The sequence below is a fragment of the Pseudomonas sp. NPDC086581 genome (assembly GCF_044746165.1).
Taxonomy (GTDB): Bacteria; Pseudomonadota; Gammaproteobacteria; order Pseudomonadales; family Pseudomonadaceae; genus Pseudomonas.
On the sequence record NZ_JBIVBR010000002.1, the window covers coordinates 616,572 to 639,316 of the forward strand.

The following is a 22,745-nucleotide window of genomic DNA, read 5'->3' on the forward strand; positions in this document are numbered from 1 at the left end:
AATTCACGAAAGAGATTGAGCCCGACATGATTCTGCCCTGGCTAATCCTGATCCCCTTCATCGGCGGCTTCCTTTGCTGGATCGCCGAGTACACCAGCAAGACCCTGCCCCGCTGGGTCGCCCTGGGATCGATGGTCCTCACCCTGGCCCTGAGCCTGTGGGTGTGGCACACCGGTGACTTCCAGCTGGCCCCGGCGCCGGGTGGCGAGCCGCAGTGGACCCTGCAGTTCCAGGTACCCTGGATCGAGCGCTTCGGCATCAGCGTGCACCTGGCAATGGACGGCCTGTCCCTGCTGATGGTCGCGCTGACCGGCCTGCTCGGCGTGCTATCCGTCCTCTGCTCGTGGAACGAGATTCAGCGTCGCATCGGCTTCTTCCACCTGAACCTGCTGTGGATTCTGGGCGGTGTGATCGGCGTGTTCCTGGCCGTCGACCTGTTCCTGTTCTTCTTCTTCTGGGAAATGATGCTGGTGCCGATGTACTTCCTCATCGCGCTCTGGGGTCATAGCTCGGACGACGGCAAGAAGACCCGCATCTACGCCGCCACCAAGTTCTTCATCTTCACCCAGGCCAGCGGCCTGGTGATGCTGGTGGCGATCCTGGGCCTGGTGTTCGTGCACTACAACAGCACCGGCGTGCTGACCTTCAACTACGCCGACCTGCTGAAGACCCAGCTGCCGCCACACACCGAATGGCTGCTGATGCTCGGCTTCTTCGTCGCCTTCGCGGTGAAGATGCCGGTGGTGCCGGTGCATTCCTGGCTGCCGGACGCCCACGCACAGGCGCCGACCGCCGGTTCCGTGGACCTGGCCGGCATCCTGCTGAAGACCGCCGCCTACGGCCTGATCCGCTTCGCCCTGCCGCTGTTCCCCAACGCCTCGGCCGAGTTCGCCCCGATTGCCATGACCCTGGGTCTGATCGGCATCTTCTACGGCGCCTTCCTGTCGTTCGCACAGACCGACATCAAGCGCCTGGTGGCGTACTCCTCCGTGTCGCACATGGGCTTCGTGATGATCGGCATCTACTCCGGCAGCCCCCAGGCACTGCAAGGTGTCGTCGTGCAGATGATCGCCCACGGCCTCTCCGCCGCCGCGCTGTTCATCCTGTGTGGCCAGCTGTACGAGCGCCTGCACACCCGTGACATGCGCAAGATGGGCGGCCTGTGGTCGCGCATCCCGTACCTGCCGGCCGTGGCCCTGTTCTTCGCCACCGCCTCGCTGGGTCTGCCGGGCACCGGTAACTTCGTCGGCGAATTCCTGATCCTGCTGGGCAGCTTCAAGGTCGTTCCGGTGATCACCGTGATCGCCACCTTCGGCCTGGTATTCGGCTCGGTCTACTCGTTGATCATGATCCACCGCGCCTACTTCGGCCCGGCCAAGTCCGACACCGCCATCGCCGGTCTGAACTTCCGCGAGCTCTCCATGGTGCTCGGCCTGGCGGTGCTGCTGATCGTGCTCGGCGTCTACCCGCAGCCGGTCCTCGACACCTCCGCGGCAACCATGCACGGCGTCCAGCAATGGCTGGGTGCCGCCCTCTCCACTCTGGCAGCACGGTAAGCGCGAAATGACCTTCACGATTCAACACTTCATCGCGCTCCTGCCACTGCTCATCACCAGCGCCACCCTGGTGGTGGTGATGCTCGCGGTAGCCTGGAAGCGTAACCACTCGATGGCCGCCACCCTCTCGGTGATCGGTCTGAACCTGGCCCTGCTGTCGATCATCCCGGTGCTGAAAGTCACCCCGATCGAAGTCACCCCGCTCATGGTGGTCGACAACTTCGCCTGCTTCTACATGGCCCTGATCCTGATCGGCGCCCTGGCCTGCACCACCCTCGCCCACGCCTACATGGAAAGCTTCCCGGGCAACCGCGAGGAACTGTACCTGCTGCTCCTGCTCTCCACCGCAGGTGGCCTGGTACTGGTCAGCGCGCAGAACCTGGCCGGCCTGTTCATCGGTCTGGAGCTGCTGTCGGTTCCGGTCTACGGCATGGTGGCCTACGCCTTCTTCAACAAGCGCACCCTGGAAGCGGGCATCAAGTACACCGTACTGTCCGCCGCCGGCTCCGCGTTCCTGCTGTTCGGCATGGCCCTGCTCTACGCCGAGTCCGGCAACTTGGGCTTCTCCGCCATCGGTGCCTCGCTGGCCGAAGGCACCAGCCACGGTCCGCTGCTGGCCATCGGCGTCGGCATGATGGTCGTCGGCCTGGGCTTCAAGCTGTCCCTGGCGCCGTTCCACCTGTGGACCCCGGACGTCTACGAAGGCGCCCCGGCCCCGGTCGCCACCTTCCTGGCCACCACCGCCAAGGTCGCCGTGTTCGCCGTGCTGCTGCGCCTTTTCCAGATCGCTCCGGCGGCCCTGAACAACGGCCTCCTGCATGACGCCATCGCGGTCATCGCCATCGCCTCGATCCTGATCGGCAACCTGCTGGCGCTGACCCAGAGCAACATCAAGCGCCTGCTGGGCTACTCGTCCATCGCCCACTTCGGCTACCTGCTGATCGCCCTGGTGGCGAGCAAGGGCCTGGCCGTGGAAGCAGTCGGCGTCTACCTGACCACCTACGTCGTCACCACCCTGGGCGCCTTCGGCGTGGTCACCCTGATGTCCACCCCGTACAGCGGCCGCGACGCCGACGCGCTGTTCGAGTACCGCGGCCTGTTCTGGCGCCGTCCGGTGCTGACCGCCGTGATGACCGTGATGATGCTGTCCCTGGCCGGCATCCCGCTGACCGCCGGCTTCATCGGCAAGTTCTACATCGTCGCCACCGGCGTCGAGTCCCAGCACTGGTGGCTGGTCGGCTCCCTGGTACTGGGCAGCGCCATCGGCCTGTTCTACTACCTGCGCGTCATGGTCACCATGTTCCTGGTCGAGCCGAACATGAAGCGCCACGACGCTCCCCTGGACTGGGCCCAGCGCGCCGGCGGCATCATGCTGGTAGCCATCGCCCTGCTCGCCTTCTTCCTCGGCGTCTACCCGCAACCGCTGCTGGACATCCTCCAGCACAGCGGCCTGGTAGCCATCGCCGGCTAAGGTCGACAGGCAACAAAAAACCCCGCTTAGGCGGGGTTTTTTATTGGGCGGGATTCCTGTCGTGAGGCTTTGCGGCTTCTCGTAGGAGCGAGCTTGCTCGCGAACAGACCCCGCTGTGAGGCAAGTTTCGCGAGCAAGCTCGCTCCTACAGGTGCTCCGCCCTACTCTGCCGGCTTGGCTACTTCGCCTTCGCGGCCGGTGAACAGGTCCCATGAGGCCATGAACAGCGCGGCGATCAGCGGGCCGATGACAAAGCCGTTGAGGCCGAACAGCGACATGCCGCCGAGGGTGGAGATCAGCACCACGTAGTCGGGCATCTTGGTGTCCTTGCCCACCAGAATCGGGCGCAGGATGTTGTCAACCAGGCCGATCACCACCACGCAGAACAGCGTCAGCACCACGCCCTGCCAGATCGCTCCGGTGAGCAGGAAATAAGCCGCCACCGGCACCCAGATCAGCCCCGCTCCAATCGCCGGCAGCAGCGAGAGGAAGGCCATCAGCGTGCCCCAGAGCAGCGAGCCCTGGATGCCGAGGAACCAGAAGATCAGCCCTCCCAACGCGCCCTGTGTCGCGGCGACGGCGATGTTGCCCTTCACCGTGGCGCGGATCACCGTGGTGAACTTGGCGAACAGATGCTGCTTGTGCTCCACGCTCAGCGGTACCGCCTGCTTGATGCGACGCCCCAGCGTGGGGCCATCGCGCAGGAGGAAGAACAGCAGGTACAGCATGATGCCGAAGCTGATGACGAACTCGAAGGTGTTCTGGCCGATGCTGAAGGCCTTGGTGGCGACCAGTTGGCTCGCCTGCATCGCCCCCGCCGAGAGCTTTTCCTGCAGGCTGGACAGGTCCGCCAGGTCGAAGCGCTCCAGCAACTGGTGCGCCCAGCCCGGCAGCGCGGCAACCGCCTGCTGATAGTAGACGATGAAGTTCAGCTCACCGGATTTCAGTCGCTGGTAGACGGTGGCGCCCTCCTGCACCAACGCCCCGGCGATGAAGGTCACCGGCAGGATCACTATCAGGAAGCACACGGCGAGGGATAGCAGCGCGGCGAGGTTATTGCGGCCGTTGAGCTTTACCCGCAGGCGGCGCTGCAGGGGCGCGAAGATGATCGCCAGGATGGTGCCCCAGAAGACCGCTCCGTAAAACGGCAGCAGGATCCAGCCGAAGGCAAGCGTCACCACCAGCAGCAGGGCGAGGAACGTCCGGTATTCCAGTTTCGATTCGAACATGAGCGGGTCCATGGATGGATAAAACCTGCTCATTAGTCAGCAGTTGCCCAGCCAAGTGCAACTTTCAGTGTGCGTAACGTGCGCGCGAGCGCTCTAGAGCACCATTGCGGCCACCCAGCCGAATGCCAGCAGCGGCAGGTTGTAATGCAGGAAGGTGGGCACCACGGTGTCCCAGATGTGATTGTGCTGGCCGTCCACGTTCAGGCCGGAGGTCGGCCCGAGAGTGGAGTCCGACGCCGGCGAGCCCGCGTCGCCCAGCGCCCCTGCAGTCCCCACGATGCTGACAATAGCCAGCGGGCTGAAGCCCAGATGCACCGCCAACGGCACGAAGATCGCGGCGATGATCGGCACCGTGGAGAACGACGAGCCGATACCCATGGTCACCAGCAGGCCCACCAGCAGCATCATGAAGGCCCCCAAGGCCTTGCTGCTGCCGATCCAGCCGGCAGCGCTGTCCACCAGACTGGCAACCTGCCCGGTGGCGGTCATCACCGCGGCAAAGCCCTGGGCGGCAATCATGATGAAGCCGATCATGGCCATCATCTTCATGCCTTCGGTGAACAGGTCGTCCGCTTCCTTCCAGCGCACCACCCCGGACAGCGAAAACACCAGAAAACCCACCAGCGCGCCGAGGATCATCGAGTCCAGCAGCAGTTGCACAGCAAAGGCCGCCGCGACCGCGACGCCCGCTACCACCAGGCTCATCCTGCTGTACGGGGTATCGACCCGCTCGGCCTGCTCGATACGTTCAAGGTCGTAGTCACGCTTACGCCGGTAGCTGAAGAGCACCGCGATCAGCAGGCCGCAGACCATGCCCAGCGCCGGGATCAGCATGGCGTGGGTGACATCGACGCCCTGCACATCGACGCCCGCGCGGGCCACGTTGGCCAGCAGGATCTGGTTCAGGAAAATGTTGCCGAAACCCACCGGCAGGAACATGTACGGAGTGATCAGACCGAAGGTGATAACGCAGGCAATCAGCCGGCGGTCGATCTGCAGGCGCGTCAGCACATAGAGCAGCGGCGGCACCAGCAGCGGGATGAAGGCAATATGGATCGGCAGGATGTTCTGCGAGGAGATCGCCACCACCAGCAGTAGGCCGACCATCATCCACTTGAAGCCATTGGAGCCGTTCGCGTCGTGTCGGCTGAGCATCGCCAGGGCGCGATCGGCGAGCGCATGCGCCATTCCGGAGCGTGCAATGGCTACAGCAAAGGCGCCAAGCATGGCATAGGACAGCGCCACCGTCGCACCAGCGCCCAGCCCCTCGTTGAACGCCTTGAGCGTGCCGTCCATGCCCAGGCCGCCAAGCAAACCACCGGCCACCGCGCCAGTGATCAGTGCGACCACCACGTGCACGCGACACAGGCTCAGCATCAGCATCAGGCCAATGGCGATCAGCACCGCATTCATCTTCACCACTCCTCTCAAGGGTTGCCACGGCCGGACGTGGGCAAAAGGCGCGCACTCTGCCAAACCCCATGTTGGGTGTCAAAATCTGTGTCGAATCAAGACGTTTCTGAAATCGGCTGACGGCATTTTCACCGCGCTGCGCACGCTTTTTGCCTGGCTTTCTGCCGCCTGTCGTAACGGCACGCCAGAATCGCCTGTTTTCTGGCGTTCTGCCCCGTCACGGGTCAAGAAGATACGGGAAAGGCCGATATATCGGGCATCCCAGGGCTTAGTTCAAACAAGGATTCCCCTCCATGCTGCTGCGCCGTCTCTCCATCCAGTGGAAGATCACGTTGCTTGCCGGGCTGTGCCTGCTCGGCGTCGTCTCGCTGCTCTCCGGCCTGTCCGTCTACCGCACGCAAACCAGCACCGCGCTGGTCAAGCAATCGAGCACCGAAATGCTCGATGAAGCGGCCAAGGCCCGCCTGCAATCGCGCGGTGAAGTCCAGGCCATGCGTATCCAGCGCTACATCATGGATGCCTACCAGTACGGCAAGGGTTTCTCGCGGCAAGTGCTGTTCCTGCGCGATCAGGCCCAGAAGCGTTTCCTCGACGCTTACGACCTGCGCGAAGACCTGACCCGCCAAGTGAAGACCGCGCTGGAGGGTAACTCGGAACTGCTGGGCCTCTACGTCGCCTTCGAGCCCGACGCGCTGGATGGCAAGGACAAACTCTTCGCCGGCCAGGGCGAACTGGGCAGCAACGACACCGGTCGCTTCTCCATCTACTGGTCGCAGGCCACCCCGGGCCACCTGGAATCCGAAGCCATGGCCGAGTCGCTGCTGCAGGACACCAGCCCCGGACCGAGCGGCAGCGCCTACAACGCCTGGTTCACCTGCCCCAAGACCACCGGCCAGCCCTGCGTGCTCGACCCGTACTTCGACGAAGTGGGCAAGAAGAAGATGCTGATGACCAGCATCGCCTTCCCGCTGGAGCTGGACGGCAAGGTCATCGGCGTCATGGGCCTGGACATCAGCATGGAGAAGCTCCAGGAAATCGCCGTCGAAGGTAGCCGGGAACTGTACGACGGCCAGGGCCGCGTCAGCATCGTCAGCGCCGCCGGCCTGCTCGCCGGGCACAGCGCCGATGCCTCCAGGCTGAGCAAGAACCTCAAGGAGGTCTATCCCGACCAGGGCGCCGAACTGCTGCAGGCAATTGCCAGCAACCATGAGCAGGTTTTCCGCCAGGATGACCAACTGCGCGTGGTTGAGCCGCTGCAACCGATCCCCGGTTCCAAGCCCTGGGGCGTTCTGCTGGAAGTTCCTCAAAACGTGCTGCTTGGTCCGGCCATCGAACTGCAGAACGAGCTGGATGACCAACGAGTGCAAGGCACTGTCTCGCAACTCGGCTTCGGCCTGATCGCCATCCTGATCGGCCTGTTCGCCATGTGGCTCACCGCCCGCGGCGTGACCCGTCCGATCCTGGGCGTCGCCGCCATGCTGCGCAACATCGCCAGCGGCGAAGGCGACCTGACCAAGCGTCTGGACTACAGCGGCAAGGACGAACTGGGCGAATTGGCCGGCTGGTTCAACCGTTTCCTCGACAAGCTGCAGCCGATCATCCGCGACGTGAAGTCCTCGGTGCAGGACGCCCGCGCCACTGCCGACCAGTCTTCGGAAATCGCCAGCCAGACCAGCGCCGGCATGCAGCAGCAATTCCGCGAAGTCGACCAGGTGGCCACTGCCTCGCAGGAAATGAGCGCCACCGCCCACGACGTCGCCAACAGCGCCGCCATGGCCGCCGATGCTGCACGCGGCGCCGACGGTGCGACCCGCGATGGCCTGAGCGTGATCGACAACACCACCCGCCTGATCGACGAACTGGCCAGCGACATGAGCAGCGCCATGAGCCAGGTGGAAGGGTTAGCACAGAGCAGCGAGCAGATCGGCTCGGTGCTGGAAGTGATCCGCGGCATCGCCGAGCAGACCAACCTGCTGGCGCTCAACGCCGCCATTGAGGCGGCCCGCGCTGGTGAGGCCGGTCGCGGCTTCGCGGTGGTCGCCGACGAGGTGCGCAACCTCGCCAAGCGCACCCAGGATTCGGTGGAGGAAATCCGCCAGGTCATCGAAGGCCTGCAGAACGGCACCCGCGACGTGGTCGGCGCGATGAGCAACAGCCATCGCCAGGCGCAGGACAGCGTGAGTCAGGTCGAGCAGGCCGTGGCCGCGCTGAAGCGCATCGGTGACGCGGTGGGCGTGATCACCGACATGAACCTGCAGATCGCCAGCGCCGCCGAGGAACAGAGCGCGGTGGCCGAGGAGATCAACCGTAACGTCGCCGGCATCCGCGACGTCACCGAATCGCTGTCCAGCCAGGCGCAGGAATCGGCGCAGGTCAGCCAGTCGCTGAACAAGCTGGCGAACCACCAGCAGGGGTTGATGGATCAGTTCCGGGTCTGAAATCCGGCAACCGTCGAAAGCCCCTCTCCCTGAAGGGAGAGGGGCCGGTTCGGAGTCGCCGGGAAGTCAGGCGCTCTTCCTGCTCCGATCGTTTTCCGCCTGACACTGTGCTTTCCCCTCGCACCATATGGCTCCCTCTACCTTCAGGGAGAGGGCTGGGGAGAGGGCCCGCCCAGATGCAGAATCCCCCGGCGCCAGCCGGTCACGCGGCGCTCAGACGGTTCGCGAGCACCTACTTCCAGGAGCTGGATCAAGCCGCCCGACGCGGCAGCTCCACCACCACCCGCAATCCACCCAGCTCGCTGCTTTCCAGCTTCAGCCGTCCGCCACAGGCCGCCGCGATATCCCGCGCGATGCCCAGGCCCAGGCCATGCCCGGCCACCTGCTCATCCAGCCGCGTGCCACGCTCGAGCACGCTGTCACGCTGATCCTCGGCAATGCCGGGGCCGTCGTCGTTCACGCTCAGACGATAGGCGTCAGCGCCCTTCTCCACCGTCAGCCGCACCTGGGCATCAGCCCATTTGCAGGCGTTGTCCAGCAGATTGCCGAGCATCTCCAGCAGGTCCTCCCGGTCATATGGCAGGCGCGTAGCGGGCGGCGCCTGCCAGTCGATCGCGAGGTGGTCGCCGTGAATGAGCTTGAGCATGTCGCACAGGCTCGGCAGCTCCGCATCGCAATCGAAGTGCGCACCGGGCAATGCTTCGCCCACCAGCCGTGCGCGCCCCAACTCGCGGGCCAGGCGCTGTTCGATCTGCTCAAGTTGCTCCTGTAACACGCGCCGTAGCTCGGGGTGCTCGCGTAGTTCCTCGCGATCGGCAAGGCTGATCAGCACGGCCAGCGGCGTCTTCAAGGCATGGCCGAGATTGCCCAGCGCATTGCGTGAGCGGCGCAAGGTGTCCTCGGTGTGCTGCAACAGATGGTTGGTCTGCTCCACCAGCGGCTCCAGCTCGCGCGGCACCTGGCGGTCCAGCTGGCTGCGCTGGCCTTCCTGCAACTGCGCGATCTGCTGGCGTACCCGCTCCAGCGGGCGCAGGGAGCGGCGGACGATAAAACCCTGAAACACCAACACCAGCAACAGGGCCAGCGCACCCGCGCCCAGGCCGATATTGCGCAAACGATTGAAACTCTTGAGGACAGGCGTGTAGTCCTGCGCGACGACGATGCTCAGGTGCTTGCCATAACGCTTGTAGTCGCCGCGAAAGACCAGCAGGCGCTGGCCCTCGGGGCCCTTTTCCAGCTTGCTGGCCAACCCCTTGTGCGAGGGTTGTTTCAGCTCGTTGTCCCACAGCGAACGCGAACGCCAGGTCTGGTCATCGAAGCGGATCACGAAATAGCGGCCGGAGAACAGCCGCTCATAGGCCGCGTCGACCCGTTGGCCGTCCAGCTGCAATCCGGCCGGCCCACGGGTGATGCCCACCAGCAGGCTTTCCGCCTCGTCCTGCAGGCCGTTCACCAGGTAGCGGCGCAAGCCCTGGTCGAACAGCCAGAGACCCGCCTGGGCCAGCACCAGGCCGACCACCACAAGCACCACGCCAAGCCCGAGTCCGAGCCGGCGCTGGATCGACATCAACGGCCGACACCGTTGCCGGTGAAGCGGTAACCCTGGCCACGGCGGGTCTCGATGATCTCGCGGCCGAGCTTGCGGCGCAGGTGGTTGATATGCACCTCGATGACGTTGGAATCGCGCTCGCTCTCGCCGTCGTACAGGTGCTCGGCCAGGTGCGATTTCGACAGCAGCTGGCCGGGGTGCAGCATGAAGTAGCGCAGCAAGCGGAACTCGGCGGACGTCAGGTCGACCTCCTTGCCGCCCTGCTGCACGCACTGGCGCGACTCGTCCAGGCTCAGGCCGGCGACTTCCAGCTGGCTCTGGTTGGCCAGCCCGCGGGCACGGCGCAACAGCGCCTGGATGCGCAGCAACAGTTCTTCGGGATGGAAAGGCTTGGTCAGGTAATCGTCGGCGCCGGCCTTCAGGCCGTCGATGCGCTCGGCCCAGGAACCACGCGCGGTGAGGATCAGAACCGGTATCGAGAGCCCCATGCCGCGCCACTCCTGGAGCACTTCCAGGCCGGGACGACCCGGCAGGCCGAGATCGAGGATCACCAGGTCGTAGGGCTCGCTGGCACCCTGCACGGCGGCGTCGCGGCCGTCGGCCAGCCAGTCAACGGCATAGCCCTGGCGGGTCAGGGTCGCCAGCAGCTCATCGGCCAGGGGTACGTTGTCTTCCACCAGCAGCAGGCGCATCAGTCGTCTTCCTTATCCTTGAGGATGCGGCCGTCGCGGGCATCCAGTTCCAGTTCGCGCACCACGCCTTCGGTGGTCAGCAGTTCCACCTCGTAGATATAGGTGTCGTGCTCCTTCTCCAGCTCGGCTTCGAGCAGGCGCGAGCCGGGGTAGCGACTCAGCGCGGCGGGGAGGATTTCCTCGAAGGGGCGGATCACCCCTTCCTTGCTCAGGCGCAGGGCTTCGTCCTGGCTCAGGTCATGGGCCTGCGCAACGCCAGCAATGGCGGCAAGCGCCAGGCCGAGCAGCGCCACGCGCGGCAGAACGGTCTTCATCAGTCATCCTGGTGATCGGTGAGGACTTCGCCGGTGACCGCATCCAGCTCGACATCCCACTTCACGCCCTGAGCGTCCTTGAGGTCGACCTTGTAGAGATAGCGGCCATGTTCCAGCTCGAGCTCGCTATCGTACACCGAACCGCCGGCATGCTTGGCCAGCGCGGTGCGGTTGAGCTCCTCGAAGTTGCGGATGGTGCCGGCATCGCGCAGGCGCAGCGCCTCGTCCGGGCCGATGTCGTGGGCCGTGGCAACGCCTGCGCCCAGCAGCAGGGCGGAGAGCGCGATCAGGATCAGCAGCCATTTCATGAGCGTACCTCGTCAGAATCTTCTTACCTTCAGATTAAGGTGAAGGACTTAATTCAAGCTGAATCGGCAAGGATCATTCACCCCGTGAAGTATCCTTGCTGCCTGCGTACAGGCTCTATAATCGCGGCCTGCCAAAGCGAGGCCCGCATGACCGCCATCCAGATCAAGACCCCCGCCCTCACCCTCAAGGCCGGAAGCCGCGCGCTCCAGCGCATCCGCGAACAGGGGCTGGCCCCCGCCGACGTCGGCATCATCCCCGGCGCCGCTGGCGGCCCGAAGGCGCTGGGCATCCAGGGCCTGGACCTCGCCCTGTTCGGTGAATGGCTGCCGCGCGCACCGCGCGAGCGCTCGCTGATCGGCGCCTCCATCGGGTCCTGGCGCTTCGCCAGCGCCTGCCTGCCCGACCCGGCCGCCGGCATCCGCCGCCTCGGCGAGCTCTACACCCAGCAGCGTTTCGCCCGCAACGCGAGCATCAGCGACGTATCGAAAAGCTGCGCGAAGATGCTCGACGACCTGCTCGATGGCCACGATGCCAGCGTGCTGGACAACCCCTGGTACCGCCTCAACGTCGTAGTGGTGAAGAGCCACGGCCGCCTCGCGCAGGACGGCAAGGCCAACCTGGGCCTGGGCCTGGGCGCGGTGATCCGCGACAACCTCGTCGGCCGCCGCCACCTGCACCGGCACTTCGAGCGGCTGATCATCCACGACGCCCGCCGCGCACCGCCGCTGGAGGCGCTGTCGGACTTCCCGTCGCGCTACCTGCACCTGGACCTGGCCAACCTGCGCCACGCCCTGCTCGCCTCCGGATCCATCCCCATGGTCATGGAAGGCGTGCGCGACATCCCCGGCGCCGGCCCCGGCACCTACCGCGACGGCGGGCTGCTGGACTACCACCTGGACCTGCCCTATCAGCCCGAGGGCGTGGTGCTCTACCCGCACTTCACCGACAAGGTCATCCCCGGCTGGTTCGACAAGGGCCTGCCCTGGCGACGTGGCGATGCCGGCCGCCTGCAGGACGTGCTGCTGCTTGCACCGTCGAAGGACTACCTCGCACTCCTGCCACACAGCAAGCTGCCGGACCGCAAGGACTTCCACCGCTACCTCGGCGACGACGCCGGCCGCGAGCGTTACTGGCGCAAGGCGATGGACGAAAGCCGGCGGATGGGCGACGAGTTCCTTGAACTGGTAGACAGCGGCCGTCTCGGCGAACGCCTGCAGCCGCTGACATAATCGGCGGCTTCACGCCTACGGCAAGGAATCGCTATGTCTCACTCCCGAAAGCTTCGCTCGCTTCTGGTCATTCTCCTGCTTGTCGGCACGAGCGCGCAGGCAGCCATGGACGCCAAGGCGCAGCAGGAGATCAGCCAGTTGCTGGACTTCGTCGAGCACAGCGGCTGCCAGTTCATCCGTAACGGCAGCGAGTACCCGGCCGCTGAGGCGCGCGCGCACCTGCTGAAGAAGCTGGACTACCTGGAAAACAAGGACATGGTGAGCAGCGCGGAAGACTTCATCGAGCGCGCCGCGACCAAGAGCAGCATGAGCGGCCAGCGCTATCAGGTGGATTGCCCGGCGGGCAAGCAGGACGCCAGTGCCTGGCTGGGCGACGAGCTCAAGCGGCTGCGTCAGCCCCACTAAGGCTTTCCCGCAAATTCGTAAGAGGAACGTAGGGCGCATAACCCGGAACGGGGTATCCGCCGATTGCCTCATGGCGGATAACGCTGGCGCGTTATCCGCCCTACGATCCAAGCCGGTGCGTTTGGGAGCTTGCTCGCGAACCACCCTACCCCGGCTGCCCATCCAGCCGCGGCTTCCAAAACATCGGGCCGTAGTACCAGGCGAACAACAGGAAAGCCACCACCCAGCACGCCGCCGCGATGCTCAGGCCCTCCAGTGGCCACCACATCACCAGCAGCACCCGCGCGACGACACCCAGGTTAAGCAGCGCGAAGGCCCAGGACATCGCCTTCGGCGGCTGCAGCGGCCGGCCGGTGTGGCCCAGGCTGACCCGCGCGACCATCGCCAGGATCAGCCCGCCGACGCCACCCACGGTGAGCGCGTGGATCGCCAGGCTCACGTTGAAGGTCGGCGAGAAATTCCACAGCGCCATGCCCGCCGGGGCGAGCATCATCCACAGATAGGCCAGGTGCAGCGACCAGAGCAGCGGCACGCCCCAGTAGTCCTTGTCGTACCAGCGCCACAGACGGACCAGGTGCCCCACCGCCAGCGCGGCGAACAGCAGGCCCACCAGCGGGTGCGGCGTCAGGCCGATGCCGACAGCGCTCAGCACCGCCACCAGCAATGTGCCGCCCAGCAGCGAATGGTCCAGCCAATTCCAGGCCGGCACCTGGGCAGCACGGCCCAACCCGCGCTGGGTAAAGAACGGAATTACCCGCCCGCCGATCAGGCCCATCAGCGCCGCAACCAGCCACAGCGCCCCCAGCGCGCCACCGCGCTGCCAGGCATCGTTGCCGGTCCAGACACCGGCCATCACCAGCGCATCGGCGAGTGTCAGCAGGCTCAGCACGGCGATGATCGGGTAGTTACGCTTCTGCCGGACCTGCCACAGACTGCGGCCGATGAAGAAGGCCAGCGCCGGCATGAACGCTAGCTCCAGCACGGTGACCAGCCACAGCGGAGCACCCACGAGCCAGCCTCCCCGCGCCGCGAGCCAGACCAGCGACAGCACCATCAGCGGCTTGCCGCTGACGCCGGGGCGGCCGGTCCAGGTCTGCACCGCGGTCAGCAGGAAGCCGGCGATGATCGCCGCCGCGAAGCCGAAGAGCATTTCATGGCGGTGCCAGGCCAGCCAGCCGCCCAGTGGTTGCCAGGCCGGCAGCATGCCGAGCAGCACCGCCGCCCACGCCGCAATGGCGATCAGCGCGAAGACCGCGCCGCCGAGGAAGAACGGGCGAAAACCCAGGCGCCACAGGGGCGGTATGGTCAGCAGAGCCTTTCGATCAACCAGTAACACAACAAGCCTCCCAGCCTTCCTTGCGCATCTGATGTTGGGCCACCAGCCGCAGCACGTAGCCCAGCTTCAATAGTGTCGGGCCGAGGATGGTGAAGGCATGCGCTGCGACAATGCTTTGCAGGTTCAGATGGCCATCGACGAAATAGGCTCCCACGACTCCCAGCAGCAGTAGTACGAGCCCGCCGGTCAGCAGTGACCAGGACATCGACAGATTGCGTTGCGGGCAGGCGAACAGACTTTCCATCACACACCTCCTCGGGTTGCGCCGGCCCGCCATCGGGCCGGCGCTCAGGTTCAGGCCTCCAGCGCGCTGGCCGGGCCGAAGAACTCGTAGTGGGACTGTTTCTCGGGCACACCGATCTCGCGCAGGTAACGCTTCACCTGCGCCATGAACGGCTTGGGACCGAGGAAGTAGGCGTCCAGGTCGCGGTCTTCCGGCAGCCAGTCCGCCAGCAGCTCGCGATTGAGGAAGCCTTCGACGTGGGACGCGTCCTGCGCGCGCGGCTCGCTGTAGCAGAAGTAATGCTTGAGCTGCGGATGCGCGTCGGACTGCGCCTCGACCCACTCGCGGAACGCATGGACACCACCGTGGCGAGCGCAGTGGATGAAGTGAACTTCCCGACCGGACTCAAGAGCCGGCTTGAGCATGGCCAGTGCCGGGGTGATGCCGACACCGGCAGTGATAAGCGCCAGCGGCTTGTCGCCACCGCGCAGGACGAAATCGCCCGCCGGCGGGAACAGGTCCAACTCGTCGCCCACGTTCAGGCGATCGTGCAGGTAGTTGGATGCCTTGCCTTCGGGTTCACGCTTCACGCTGATGCGGTACTCACGGCCGTTGGGCGCGTCGGACAGCGAGTAGGTGCGACGCATTTCCTCGCCATCGATCTCCAGGGACAGGCCGATGTACTGGCCGGGCTGGAAGTCCAGCAGCGGCTCGCCATCCAGCGCCTGGAAGTAGAAGGAGGTGATTTCCTCGCTCTCGGCCTCCTTGCGGGCAATGCGGAAGCGCCGCGCGCCACGCCAGCCGCCGTGTTGCTCGGCGTTCTGCTGGTACACCGACTCCTCGGCGCCGATCAGGATGTCGGCCAGTTGGCCGTAGGCGGCAGCCCAGGCGTCGAGCACTGCCTGGGTGGCGATCTCCTCGCCAAGGACCTCGCGGATCGCCCGCAGCAGGCAGCTGCCGACGATCGGGTAGTGTTCCGGCTGGATCTGCAGGGCAACGTGCTTGTTGACGATCCTCGCCACCAGCGGGCCGAGCTGCTCCAGTTCATCGATATGGCGGGCGTACATCAGCACGCCATTGGCCAGCGCCCGGGGCTGGTCGCCGGAGGCCTGGTGCGCCTGGTTGAACAGCGGACGAACTTCCGGGTACTCGCTGAGCATCATCTTGTAGAAGTGCTGGGTCAGCGTCTCTCCGCCGGTCTCCAGCAGCGGAACGGTGGCCTTGACCAGGGTACGGTGTTCGTTGGACAGCATGGGGTTCTCCTCGCGTGGGCCAGGCAGTGAGTGGGCGCCTGCGCCTTCTGCGAGAGACATTTCAGGAAGCGTGCCAAGCGAACAGCCCTGTAATCACGGGCACGCCAGCCGCACATGAGTCATAATGACCGCATGCCAACCGAGTCATAACGACTCCCAAGAGGTCAATATGACTCGAAACCCTCTACTCGCCACCCTCCTCCCGCTGGTCGCCGACCTGTCCCGCGAGCTGCCGGAAAGCGAACGTTATCGCCGCCTGCTGGAAGCCCTGCGCGGCCTGCTGCCCTGCGATGCCACCGCCCTGCTGCGCCTGGAAGGCGACCAACTGGTGCCGCTGGCCGTCGATGGCCTGAGCCAGGACACCCTCGGGCGCCGCTTCAAGATCAGCGAGCATCCCCGCCTGCGTGCCCTCATCGAGCATCCCGGCCCGACGCATTTCGCCGCCGACTGTGGCCTTCCGGACCCCTATGACGGGCTGGTGGAAGGCCTGCACGGCCATCTGGAGGTCCACGACTGCCTGGGCTGCCCGCTGCTGGTGGACGAGCAGCCCTGGGGCCTGCTGACCCTGGACGCACTGGACCCCGAACGCTTCTCCACCGCCGACCTGGACAACCTGCAAGCCTTCGCCAGCCTCGCCTCCGCCACGGTAAAGGCCAATCAGCGCATGACCGACCTGGCCCAGCGCGCCGACCACGAGCAGCAGCGCGCCGACGCCTACCAGCGCGCGTCCGGCGACCAGCCCAGGGAGCTGATCGGCCAGAGCAAGCCGCATCAGGCGCTGATGAATGAAATCCAGGTGGTGGCCGGCAGTGACCTGAGCGTGCTGATCACCGGGGAAACCGGGGTCGGCAAGGAGCTGGTGGCGCAGTCGATCCACGCCAATTCGCTGCGCCGCACCCAGCCGCTGATCAGCCTGAATTGCGCAGCCCTGCCGGAAACCCTGGTGGAAAGCGAGCTCTTCGGCCACGTTCGTGGCGCCTTCTCTGGCGCGGTGGGCGAAAGGCGCGGCAAGTTCGAACTGGCCGATAGCGGCACCCTGTTCCTCGACGAAGTGGGCGAGCTGCCGCTGGCGATCCAGGCCAAGCTGCTGCGCGTACTGCAGAGCGGCCAGCTGCAGCGCCTGGGTTCGGATCGCGAACACCGTGTGGACGTGCGCCTGATCGCCGCTACCAACCGCGACCTCGCCGAGGAGGTCCGCGCTGGCCGTTTCCGCGCCGACCTCTACCACCGCCTGAGCGTCTACCCGCTGCGCGTGCCGCCCCTGCGCGAGCGCGGCAACGATGTGTTGCTGCTGGCCGGCTACTTCCTCGAACAGAACCGCCCGCGCCTGGGCCTGCGCAGTCTGCGCCTGACCCGCGAAGCCCAGGCTGCGCTGGTCGATTACTCCTGGCCGGGCAACGTGCGCGAGCTGGAGCACCTGATCGGTCGCGCCTCCCTCAAGGCCCTGGCGAATCACTCGCAGCGCTCGCGCATCCTCAGCCTGGGCGTCGACGACCTCTCATTGAATGCCCTGCACAAGAGCAAGGCAGAGGCTTCCAGCAGCGCCGAACGGGCTCCCGAGGACTCCGAACCGGTGGGTGAACTTCGCACGGCGACGGACGCCTTCCAGCGCCGCGTGATCAGCCAGAGCCTGGAACGGCACGAAGGCAACTGGGCGGCCGTGGCCCGCGAGATGGGCCTGGACCGCGCCAACCTCAATCGCCTCGCGAAGCGCCTGGCGATCAAGTGAGCCGCTGGCCGGATCGGCCGGCTCGGCAGGTGCGATGGTGATAGACTATGCGCCCATTTTCCGGCCGGCCCGTTCCAGGGCCGGCGATCGTCACAGAGCGCACCACGTGGAATTGTTCAAAGAGTTCACCTTCGAGTCCGCCCACCGCCTGCCCCATGTTCCCGCCGGGCACCAGTGCGGACGCCTGCATGGCCACTCCTTCCGGGCCGCCATCTACATCGAGGGCGAGGTCGATCCGCATACCGGCTGGATTCGCGATTTCGCCGAGATCAAGCAGATCTTCAAGCCGATCTACGACCAGCTCGACCACAACTACCTGAACGACATCCCCGGCCTGGAAAACCCCACCAGCGAGAACCTCTGCCGCTGGATCTGGCAACAGCTCAAGCCGCTGCTGCCGGAGCTGTCCAAGGTCCGCGTGCACGAGACCTGCACCAGCGGTTGCGAGTACCGCGGCGACTGATGCGCTGCAAGCCATGAAAAAGCCGGCGATTGCCGGCTTTTTCATGCCGGCGTCAGGCTCAGAACAACCCCATCTGCTTATCGACCAGCGCACTGAAGTCATCGTCCACGAAGGGCAGGATGGCGTCGGCGATGGGCCGTAGTTGCCGGCTGACGTAATGGTCGTAGTCGATGGGTGAGCTGAGCGTTTCGAGCGGCTCCGGGCCGTTGACCGTAATCACGTAGCTGATCCAGCCACCGCGCTGGTACTGACGCGGGCGGCCCTGGCGCTCGTTGTAGTCGTCGGCGATGCGCGCGGCGCGGACGTGGGGCGGCACGTTGCGTTCGTAGTCGCCGAGCTGGCGGCGCAGGCGCTTGCGGAAGATCAGCAGGTCGTCCTGTTCGCCGGCCACCGTGCGGTTCACGTAGTCGCGCACGTAGTCCCGGTATGGCTGGCGCTGGAAGATACGCAGGTAAAGCTCCTGCTGGAACTGCTGGGCCAATGGCGACCAGTCGGTGCGTACGGTTTCCAGGCCCTTGAAGACCATCTCGTCGCTGCCATCATCACGCCGCACCAGGCCGGCGTAGCGCTTCTTGCTGCCCTCTTCGGCGCCACGGATGGTTGGCATCAGGAAACGCCGGAAGTGCCGCTCGAACTGGATTTCCAGCGCGCTCTCCAGCCCGTACTCCTCGCGCAGGTGCTCACCCCACCACTGGTTAACGTGGCGCACCAGCGCATGGCCGATCTCGGCAGCAGCTTCCTCGTCATGGGCGCGGCCGAGCCAGACAAAGGTGGAGTCGGTGTCGCCGTAGATCACCCGGTGACCTTGCCCTTCGATCAACTCGCGGGTGCGGCGCATGATTTCGTGGCCACGCATGGTGATAGAGGATGCCAGGCGCGGGTCGAAGAAGCGGCAGCCGCTAGAGCCGAGCACGCCGTAGAAGGCGTTCATGATGATCTTCAGGGCCTGGGACAGCGGCGCATTGCCGTCACGCTTGGCGGCGTCACGACCCTGCCAGACGCGCTCGACAATGGCCGGCAGACAGTGCTGCGTGCGCGAGAAGCGCCCGCCACGGAAACCGGGAATCGACGCCTCGTCCGTCGGGTCGCTCAGGCCCTCCACCAACCCCACCGGGTCAATCAGGAAAGTGCGGATGATCGACGGGTACAGGCTCTTGTAGTCCAGCACCAGCACCGACTCGTAGAGCCCCGGTCGCGAATCCATGACGAAGCCGCCGGGGCTGGCTTCCGGTGCCTTGCCGCCGAGGTTTGGTGCGACATAGCCCAGCCGGTGCATCGGCGGCAGGTACAGGTGGGTGAAGGCTGCCACCGAGCCGCCGCTGCGGTCCGCCGGCAGCCCGGTGACGCTGGCGCGCTCGAGCAGGAAGTCGAGGATGCGGGTCTTCTCGAAGATACGTGTGACCAGCTCGCAGTCCTTGAGGTTGTATTTCGCCAGTGCCGGCTTGTCCTCGGCGAAGCGGCGGTCGATCTCGGCCATGCGGTCGTAGGGGTTGTCGATGGACTTGCCCTCGCCCAGAAGCTGCTGCGAGACGCTCTCCAGGCTGAACGACGGGAAGCTCCAGAACGCCGAGCGCAGCGCCTCGATGCCGTCGATGATCAGCCGCCCCGCCGCCGCAGCGAAGTAGTGGTTGCTGGAGGCGTGCTGCCGCCAGCCCATCTCGTCGCCACCGCGCCCCAGGCGCAGGGGAATCTCCAGGCGCTTGGCGTGCTCCTGCAGCACCCGCAGGTCGAACTGCACCAGGTTCCAGCCGATGATCGCATCGGGGTCGTGCTCCGCCAGCCACTGGTTCAGGCGCTCCAGCAGCTGCGCGCGGCTGTCGCAGTACTCCAGCTCGAAATCGCGCTCGCCATCGACGCCATTGGCCGGGCCGAGCATGTACACCTGGCGCTGGCCGCAGCCTTCCACGGCGATGGAATAGAGGTCGCCACGGATGTTGGTTTCGATGTCCAGCGAGGCCAGCTTCAGCTTTGGCCGGTACTCCGGCGCCGGCCGCAGTTGCGCGGTGACGGTGCTGCCGCCCTCGCCCGGCTCGCCGCTGAAGGTGACCGGGGCGGTGATGAAGCGCTCCATCAGGTAGCGCTCCGGCGGGCGGATGTCCGCTTCGAACACCTCGACGCCAGCCTCGCGCAGGCGCTTTTCCAGGTTCATCAGCTGGCGATGCTGCTGGCAGTAGAGACCCAGTACCGGGCGTTGCTGGAAGTCGCGCAGACCCAGCGGGCGCAGTTCGGCGCCGCGCTCACCGGCCAGCAGCTTCTCGGCGCGGGCGCGCTGTTCTGCGGGCACGAAGGCCACCGAAGTCTGCGGTGGCAGCAGCACATGCCGGGGCCCTTCATCGGTAGCCAGCCAGAAGCCCACCTCGGTGCCTTCGGGCGTATCCCGCCAATGTCGCGTCAGGACGAAACCCTGCCTTGCCTCCACGCTCTAACCACCCGTCTGTCGATTCATGCCGACATTCTACCGGTCCGCCCGCGGATTCGTTGCAAGGCGTGTAAATCCGACCGATGCGTTTGACGCACGCCCCGCGTCTGCCCAAGCTAGCGGGCTTTCGTTTGCCTGCCAGGACTCGCCCGTGACCGATTTGTCCCGCCACTGGACCCGCCCTCTCCTCGCCACCCTGTGCTTCACCACGCTGCTATCCGGCTGCGGCCTGTTCGGCAAAAAGCCCGAAGAAGCCCAGGCGCCCACCTATTCCAAGGCCGACTGGTCGGACCTGCCGCAGACCGCCGACACCGATGTGCTGCAAGGCTTCAGCGCCTGGCGCTCGGCCTGCGCAGTGCGCCTGAAAAAGGATGATATCTGGGCCACGACCTGCGCCGACGCCGCCAGCGTGCCAGCCTCCGCCCCGGCGATCCGCCAGTTCATGCTGGCCCATCTGCAGCCCTACCAGCTGCGCTCGGGCGAAGGCAGCAAGAATGGCCTGATCACCGGCTACTACGAGCCCGTCTACCGCGGCAGCCAGCAGCGCGATGCCAAGCACACCGTGCCGGTCTACGGCGTACCGAAGGACCTGATAACCGTGGCGCTGGACAGCGTCTACCCGGAACTCAAGGGCAAGCGCCTGCGCGGCAAACTCGAAGGCAACACTCTGGTCCCCTACGCCGACGCCGCCGGCATCCGCCGCGATGGGGTCAATGCCCCCGTCCTCGCCTGGCTACCCGACCCGATGGACCTGCAGTTCCTGCAGATCCAGGGCTCCGGCCGTGTGGAGCTCGCCTCCGGTCGACAGTTGCGCCTGGGCTATGCCGAGCAGAATGGCCGCCCATACAAGCCGGTGGGCCGCTGGCTGGTGGAACAGGGTGAACTGAGCAAGGAAGAAGTCAGCATGGCGCGCATCCGCGACTGGGCCCGCGCCCACCCGCAGCGCGTAGACGAGTTGCTGGCGAGCAACCCCAGCTACGTGTTCTTCAGCCAGCGCCCGGACAGTAACGAAGGCCCGCGCGGCTCGCTGAACGTTCCGCTGACACCGGGCTACAGCGTGGCCATCGACCGCAAGGTGATCCCGCTGGGCAGCCTGATGTGGCTTTCCACCACTCGCCCGGACGGCGCGCCAGTCGTGCGCCCGGTAGCTGCCCAGGACACCGGCGGCGCCATCGTCGGCGAAGTGCGTGCGGACCTGTTCTGGGGCACTGGCGACGCTGCCGGCGAGCTGGCCGGGCACATGAAACAGGACGGCCAGCTGTGGCTGCTGTGGCCGAAGGACAAGACACTGCCAGGGGTGTAAGCGTCACGTAGGAAAGTAGAGGCAATTCCTACACGCCCTACAGAGCTCCCTGAATCATCGGCATCACCGCTGCTCGGACAATGGTCAGCGAATCCAGGCCCTCTGGCTTCGCTGACCCTCAACCCGAACGCGGTGACCGCCATGAAGAACAACCAGCCTCCCCTTCGCTCCCAGCGCCAGCACCGCGGCTGGCCGCCGGACTACGACGTGCTCTGCTGGATCGGCGCCATCGCCCTGATCCTGCTGTTCTTCGGTGTCGATCAATTCTTCGTGTCGAAACTACCGGGCACTGGCGTCATCGAACATCGCGGCGTTCCCCAGCGCGTCGACCTGGCGGCCACCCAGGCGCTGGCAGCGGTGAACCACAACCGCCAGTAAGCGATTCAATGGCCCTGGCGGAACTGCCTAGGCGTCATCCCGCTCCAACGGCGGAAAGCCTTGGCGAAGGCGCTCTCATCCGAGAAGCCCAAACGCTCGGCCACCTCGCCCAGCCGTGATGGTTCGCGCAGCATCTGCTCGGCCATACCATGCAACACTTGCTCACGCAGCAGCTTGAAGCTGGTGCCCTCGTCGGCCAGCTTGCGGTTGAGATGGCGCCCGCTGAGTTCCAGTTGATCGGCCACCTTCTCCTTGCCCCAGCGCGGGTTCTGCCGCAGCAGTTGCTGCACGCGCGCGGCGAGGCTCTGCGCCCCCAGGCGTTCCAACTGCGCATCGGCCAGCGCACGCAAATGCTCACGCATCAGCGCATTGGCCTGGATCAGCGGAACATCGAGATCGGCTACGGCAAAGCTCAGCGAGTTCTCGGCGCAGGCGAAATCCACCGGGCACGCCAGCAACTCAACGTAACGTGAAGGCTCACCCCGTGCGGCATGGCTCAACGCCAGGCGTTGCGGCCCGACACGGTCCCCGGTGATCCAGCGGGTCAGGTGCACCAGGCTCGCCAGCGCAGCCTCCACACGCTCCTCGCGACGCACGACATAGCTCGGCCGATAGACCAGCCGCACTTGCATCGCGTCCTGCTCGCGCTGGAACTCGCTGCCCTCGGCAATGATCGGGTAGTACTCGAGCAAGGCGTCCAGCGCCTCGCCGTAATGCTCGCAGCTCATCAGGAGCGCGCCGACCATGTCCAGGTGCCCGACCTGCAGGGCGCTGCCCAGTCGCAGGCCCAGCAGCGGATCGCCCGAAGTGGCGCATAGGGCTTCCCAGAAAGCGTCCTGGCGCTGCAGGGGGATACGCGGTTCGAGGCTGGCGGCGTGCAGATCGGCAGGCACCGGCAGCCCCAGGCGCTGGGCTGCCTGCAGGATGCCCTGGGCGTAATGAACGGTAATGGTGTGCGGCATGGTCCCGAATTAACCGGCAAAGGTCCCGATTGAGCCGTTACCGAGCGGTAACGCTCCCCTATGCTTGCCAATTA

Annotated in this window: 19 protein-coding genes and 2 pseudogenes; 10 read left to right on the forward strand and 11 right to left on the reverse strand. The window is 65.7% G+C overall.

What is annotated here, in order from left to right; translation table 11 throughout:
- Positions 1-26 precede the first annotated feature (26 nt).
- Entirely contained in the window at positions 27-1,556 is a 1,530-nt protein-coding gene (gene nuoM / locus ACIPK7_RS07070; protein ID WP_081520494.1) for an NADH-quinone oxidoreductase subunit M, read from the forward strand.
- 7 nt (positions 1,557-1,563) lie between these two features.
- Positions 1,564-3,027, forward strand: coding sequence for an NADH-quinone oxidoreductase subunit NuoN (gene nuoN, locus ACIPK7_RS07075; protein ID WP_192431090.1), 1,464 nt, complete (start codon positions 1,564-1,566; stop codon positions 3,025-3,027).
- Between the two features lie 161 nt (positions 3,028-3,188).
- On the opposite strand, the gene ACIPK7_RS07080 is transcribed toward nuoN, so the two are convergent.
- Together ACIPK7_RS07080 and ACIPK7_RS07085 are read right to left on the reverse strand one after the other, a co-directional pair.
- Positions 3,189-4,256, reverse strand: a complete 1,068-nt coding sequence (locus ACIPK7_RS07080; RefSeq protein WP_192431089.1) for an AI-2E family transporter — start codon at positions 4,254-4,256, stop codon at positions 3,189-3,191.
- Between the two features lie 93 nt (positions 4,257-4,349).
- A complete protein-coding gene (locus ACIPK7_RS07085) occupies positions 4,350-5,669 on the reverse strand; it encodes a Na+/H+ antiporter family protein (protein ID WP_192431088.1) in 1,320 nt (439 codons plus the stop codon).
- Between the two features lie 512 nt (positions 5,670-6,181).
- Here ACIPK7_RS07085 and ACIPK7_RS07090 point away from each other — a divergent pair.
- A pseudogene (locus ACIPK7_RS07090) lies at positions 6,182-7,249 on the forward strand (HAMP domain-containing protein); the annotation flags it as partial.
- A 345-nt stretch (positions 7,250-7,594) separates the two neighbouring features.
- Positions 7,595-8,107: pseudogene (locus tag ACIPK7_RS07095) on the forward strand (methyl-accepting chemotaxis protein); the annotation flags it as partial.
- Positions 8,108-8,357: 250 nt separating this feature from the next.
- Here the strand turns inward: ACIPK7_RS07095 and ACIPK7_RS07100 are convergent.
- Genes ACIPK7_RS07100 through ACIPK7_RS07115 form a run of 4 tightly spaced genes read right to left on the reverse strand, consistent with a single transcriptional unit; the run spans position 8,358 to position 10,970 of the window.
- A complete protein-coding gene (locus ACIPK7_RS07100) occupies positions 8,358-9,677 on the reverse strand; it encodes a sensor histidine kinase (protein WP_401086812.1) in 1,320 nt (439 codons plus the stop codon).
- Entirely contained in the window at positions 9,674-10,348 is a 675-nt protein-coding gene (locus ACIPK7_RS07105; protein WP_192431085.1) for a response regulator transcription factor, read from the reverse strand. The genes ACIPK7_RS07100 and ACIPK7_RS07105 overlap by 4 nt, the downstream gene beginning before the upstream one ends.
- Complete coding sequence (locus tag ACIPK7_RS07110; protein ID WP_081520499.1) at positions 10,348-10,662, reverse strand: PepSY domain-containing protein; 315 nt, start codon at positions 10,660-10,662, stop codon at positions 10,348-10,350. Before ACIPK7_RS07110 ends, ACIPK7_RS07105 begins: the two co-directional genes overlap by 1 nt.
- Positions 10,662-10,970 carry a PepSY domain-containing protein gene (locus tag ACIPK7_RS07115; protein ID WP_192431084.1) on the reverse strand — a complete coding sequence of 103 codons (309 nt, stop codon included), beginning with the start codon at positions 10,968-10,970 and terminating at the stop codon, positions 10,662-10,664. The genes ACIPK7_RS07110 and ACIPK7_RS07115 overlap by 1 nt, the downstream gene beginning before the upstream one ends.
- Positions 10,971-11,117: 147 nt before the next feature.
- On the opposite strand from ACIPK7_RS07115, the gene ACIPK7_RS07120 reads away from it, so the two are divergent.
- Positions 11,118-12,200: a patatin-like phospholipase family protein gene (locus ACIPK7_RS07120; protein WP_192431083.1), complete on the forward strand. Its 1,083-nt coding sequence runs from the start codon at positions 11,118-11,120 to the stop codon at positions 12,198-12,200.
- A gap of 33 nt (positions 12,201-12,233) precedes the next feature.
- Positions 12,234-12,605, forward strand: a complete 372-nt coding sequence (locus tag ACIPK7_RS07125) for a DUF5329 domain-containing protein (protein ID WP_192431082.1) — start codon at positions 12,234-12,236, stop codon at positions 12,603-12,605.
- A 145-nt stretch (positions 12,606-12,750) separates the two neighbouring features.
- Here the strand turns inward: ACIPK7_RS07125 and ACIPK7_RS07130 are convergent, their stop codons facing one another.
- Genes ACIPK7_RS07130 through hmpA form a run of 3 tightly spaced genes read right to left on the reverse strand, consistent with a single transcriptional unit; the run spans position 12,751 to position 15,417 of the window.
- On the reverse strand, positions 12,751-13,941 hold the full coding sequence (locus tag ACIPK7_RS07130) for an NnrS family protein (protein ID WP_192431081.1): 1,191 nt from the start codon (positions 13,939-13,941) through the stop codon (positions 12,751-12,753).
- Complete coding sequence (locus ACIPK7_RS07135) at positions 13,928-14,185, reverse strand: transmembrane sensor/regulator PpyR (RefSeq protein WP_138214299.1); 258 nt, start codon at positions 14,183-14,185, stop codon at positions 13,928-13,930. Before ACIPK7_RS07135 ends, ACIPK7_RS07130 begins: the two co-directional genes overlap by 14 nt.
- A gap of 50 nt (positions 14,186-14,235) precedes the next feature.
- A complete protein-coding gene (hmpA, locus tag ACIPK7_RS07140) occupies positions 14,236-15,417 on the reverse strand; it encodes an NO-inducible flavohemoprotein (RefSeq protein ID WP_192431080.1) in 1,182 nt (393 codons plus the stop codon).
- Between the two features lie 169 nt (positions 15,418-15,586).
- Between hmpA and norR the strand changes: the two genes are divergently transcribed.
- Together norR and queD are read left to right on the forward strand one after the other, a co-directional pair.
- Positions 15,587-17,146 (forward strand): nitric oxide reductase transcriptional regulator NorR, encoded by a 1,560-nt coding sequence (norR, locus tag ACIPK7_RS07145; protein WP_401086816.1) that lies wholly within the window; start codon positions 15,587-15,589, stop codon positions 17,144-17,146.
- A 106-nt stretch (positions 17,147-17,252) separates the two neighbouring features.
- Positions 17,253-17,609 (forward strand): 6-carboxytetrahydropterin synthase QueD, encoded by a 357-nt coding sequence (queD, locus tag ACIPK7_RS07150; protein WP_017516521.1) that lies wholly within the window; start codon positions 17,253-17,255, stop codon positions 17,607-17,609.
- A 58-nt stretch (positions 17,610-17,667) separates the two neighbouring features.
- Here queD and ACIPK7_RS07155 read toward each other — a convergent pair whose 3' ends face one another.
- Positions 17,668-20,028: a DNA polymerase II gene (locus ACIPK7_RS07155; protein ID WP_401086818.1), complete on the reverse strand. Its 2,361-nt coding sequence runs from the start codon at positions 20,026-20,028 to the stop codon at positions 17,668-17,670.
- Positions 20,029-20,179: 151 nt separating this feature from the next.
- Between ACIPK7_RS07155 and ACIPK7_RS07160 the strand changes: the two genes are divergently transcribed.
- Together ACIPK7_RS07160 and ACIPK7_RS07165 are read left to right on the forward strand one after the other, a co-directional pair.
- Positions 20,180-21,331: a murein transglycosylase A gene (locus tag ACIPK7_RS07160; RefSeq protein WP_192431077.1), complete on the forward strand. Its 1,152-nt coding sequence runs from the start codon at positions 20,180-20,182 to the stop codon at positions 21,329-21,331.
- A 141-nt stretch (positions 21,332-21,472) separates the two neighbouring features.
- Entirely contained in the window at positions 21,473-21,709 is a 237-nt protein-coding gene (locus ACIPK7_RS07165) for a hypothetical protein (protein ID WP_192431076.1), read from the forward strand.
- Between the two features lie 5 nt (positions 21,710-21,714).
- Here ACIPK7_RS07165 and ACIPK7_RS07170 read toward each other — a convergent pair whose 3' ends face one another.
- Positions 21,715-22,671: an AraC family transcriptional regulator gene (locus ACIPK7_RS07170; RefSeq protein ID WP_192431075.1), complete on the reverse strand. Its 957-nt coding sequence runs from the start codon at positions 22,669-22,671 to the stop codon at positions 21,715-21,717.
- Positions 22,672-22,745: the final 74 nt, after the last annotated feature.

Bases quoted from the DNA above. Each gene is read 5' to 3' on its own strand.
- nuoM (WP_081520494.1), top strand. From the start codon at position 27: ATGATTCTGCCCTGGCTAATCCTGATCCCCTTCATCGGCGGCTTCCTT.
- nuoN (WP_192431090.1), top strand. From the start codon at position 1,564: ATGACCTTCACGATTCAACACTTCATCGCGCTCCTGCCACTGCTCATC.
- ACIPK7_RS07080 (WP_192431089.1), bottom strand. From the start codon at position 4,256: ATGTTCGAATCGAAACTGGAATACCGGACGTTCCTCGCCCTGCTGCTG.
- ACIPK7_RS07085 (WP_192431088.1), bottom strand. From the start codon at position 5,669: ATGAATGCGGTGCTGATCGCCATTGGCCTGATGCTGATGCTGAGCCTG.
- ACIPK7_RS07105 (WP_192431085.1), bottom strand. From the start codon at position 10,348: ATGCGCCTGCTGCTGGTGGAAGACAACGTACCCCTGGCCGATGAGCTG.
- ACIPK7_RS07110 (WP_081520499.1), bottom strand. From the start codon at position 10,662: ATGAAGACCGTTCTGCCGCGCGTGGCGCTGCTCGGCCTGGCGCTTGCC.
- ACIPK7_RS07115 (WP_192431084.1), bottom strand. From the start codon at position 10,970: ATGAAATGGCTGCTGATCCTGATCGCGCTCTCCGCCCTGCTGCTGGGC.
- ACIPK7_RS07120 (WP_192431083.1), top strand. From the start codon at position 11,118: ATGACCGCCATCCAGATCAAGACCCCCGCCCTCACCCTCAAGGCCGGA.
- ACIPK7_RS07125 (WP_192431082.1), top strand. From the start codon at position 12,234: ATGTCTCACTCCCGAAAGCTTCGCTCGCTTCTGGTCATTCTCCTGCTT.
- ACIPK7_RS07135 (WP_138214299.1), bottom strand. From the start codon at position 14,185: ATGGAAAGTCTGTTCGCCTGCCCGCAACGCAATCTGTCGATGTCCTGG.
- hmpA (WP_192431080.1), bottom strand. From the start codon at position 15,417: ATGCTGTCCAACGAACACCGTACCCTGGTCAAGGCCACCGTTCCGCTG.
- norR (WP_401086816.1), top strand. From the start codon at position 15,587: ATGACTCGAAACCCTCTACTCGCCACCCTCCTCCCGCTGGTCGCCGAC.
- ACIPK7_RS07165 (WP_192431076.1), top strand. From the start codon at position 21,473: ATGAAGAACAACCAGCCTCCCCTTCGCTCCCAGCGCCAGCACCGCGGC.
- ACIPK7_RS07170 (WP_192431075.1), bottom strand. From the start codon at position 22,671: ATGCCGCACACCATTACCGTTCATTACGCCCAGGGCATCCTGCAGGCA.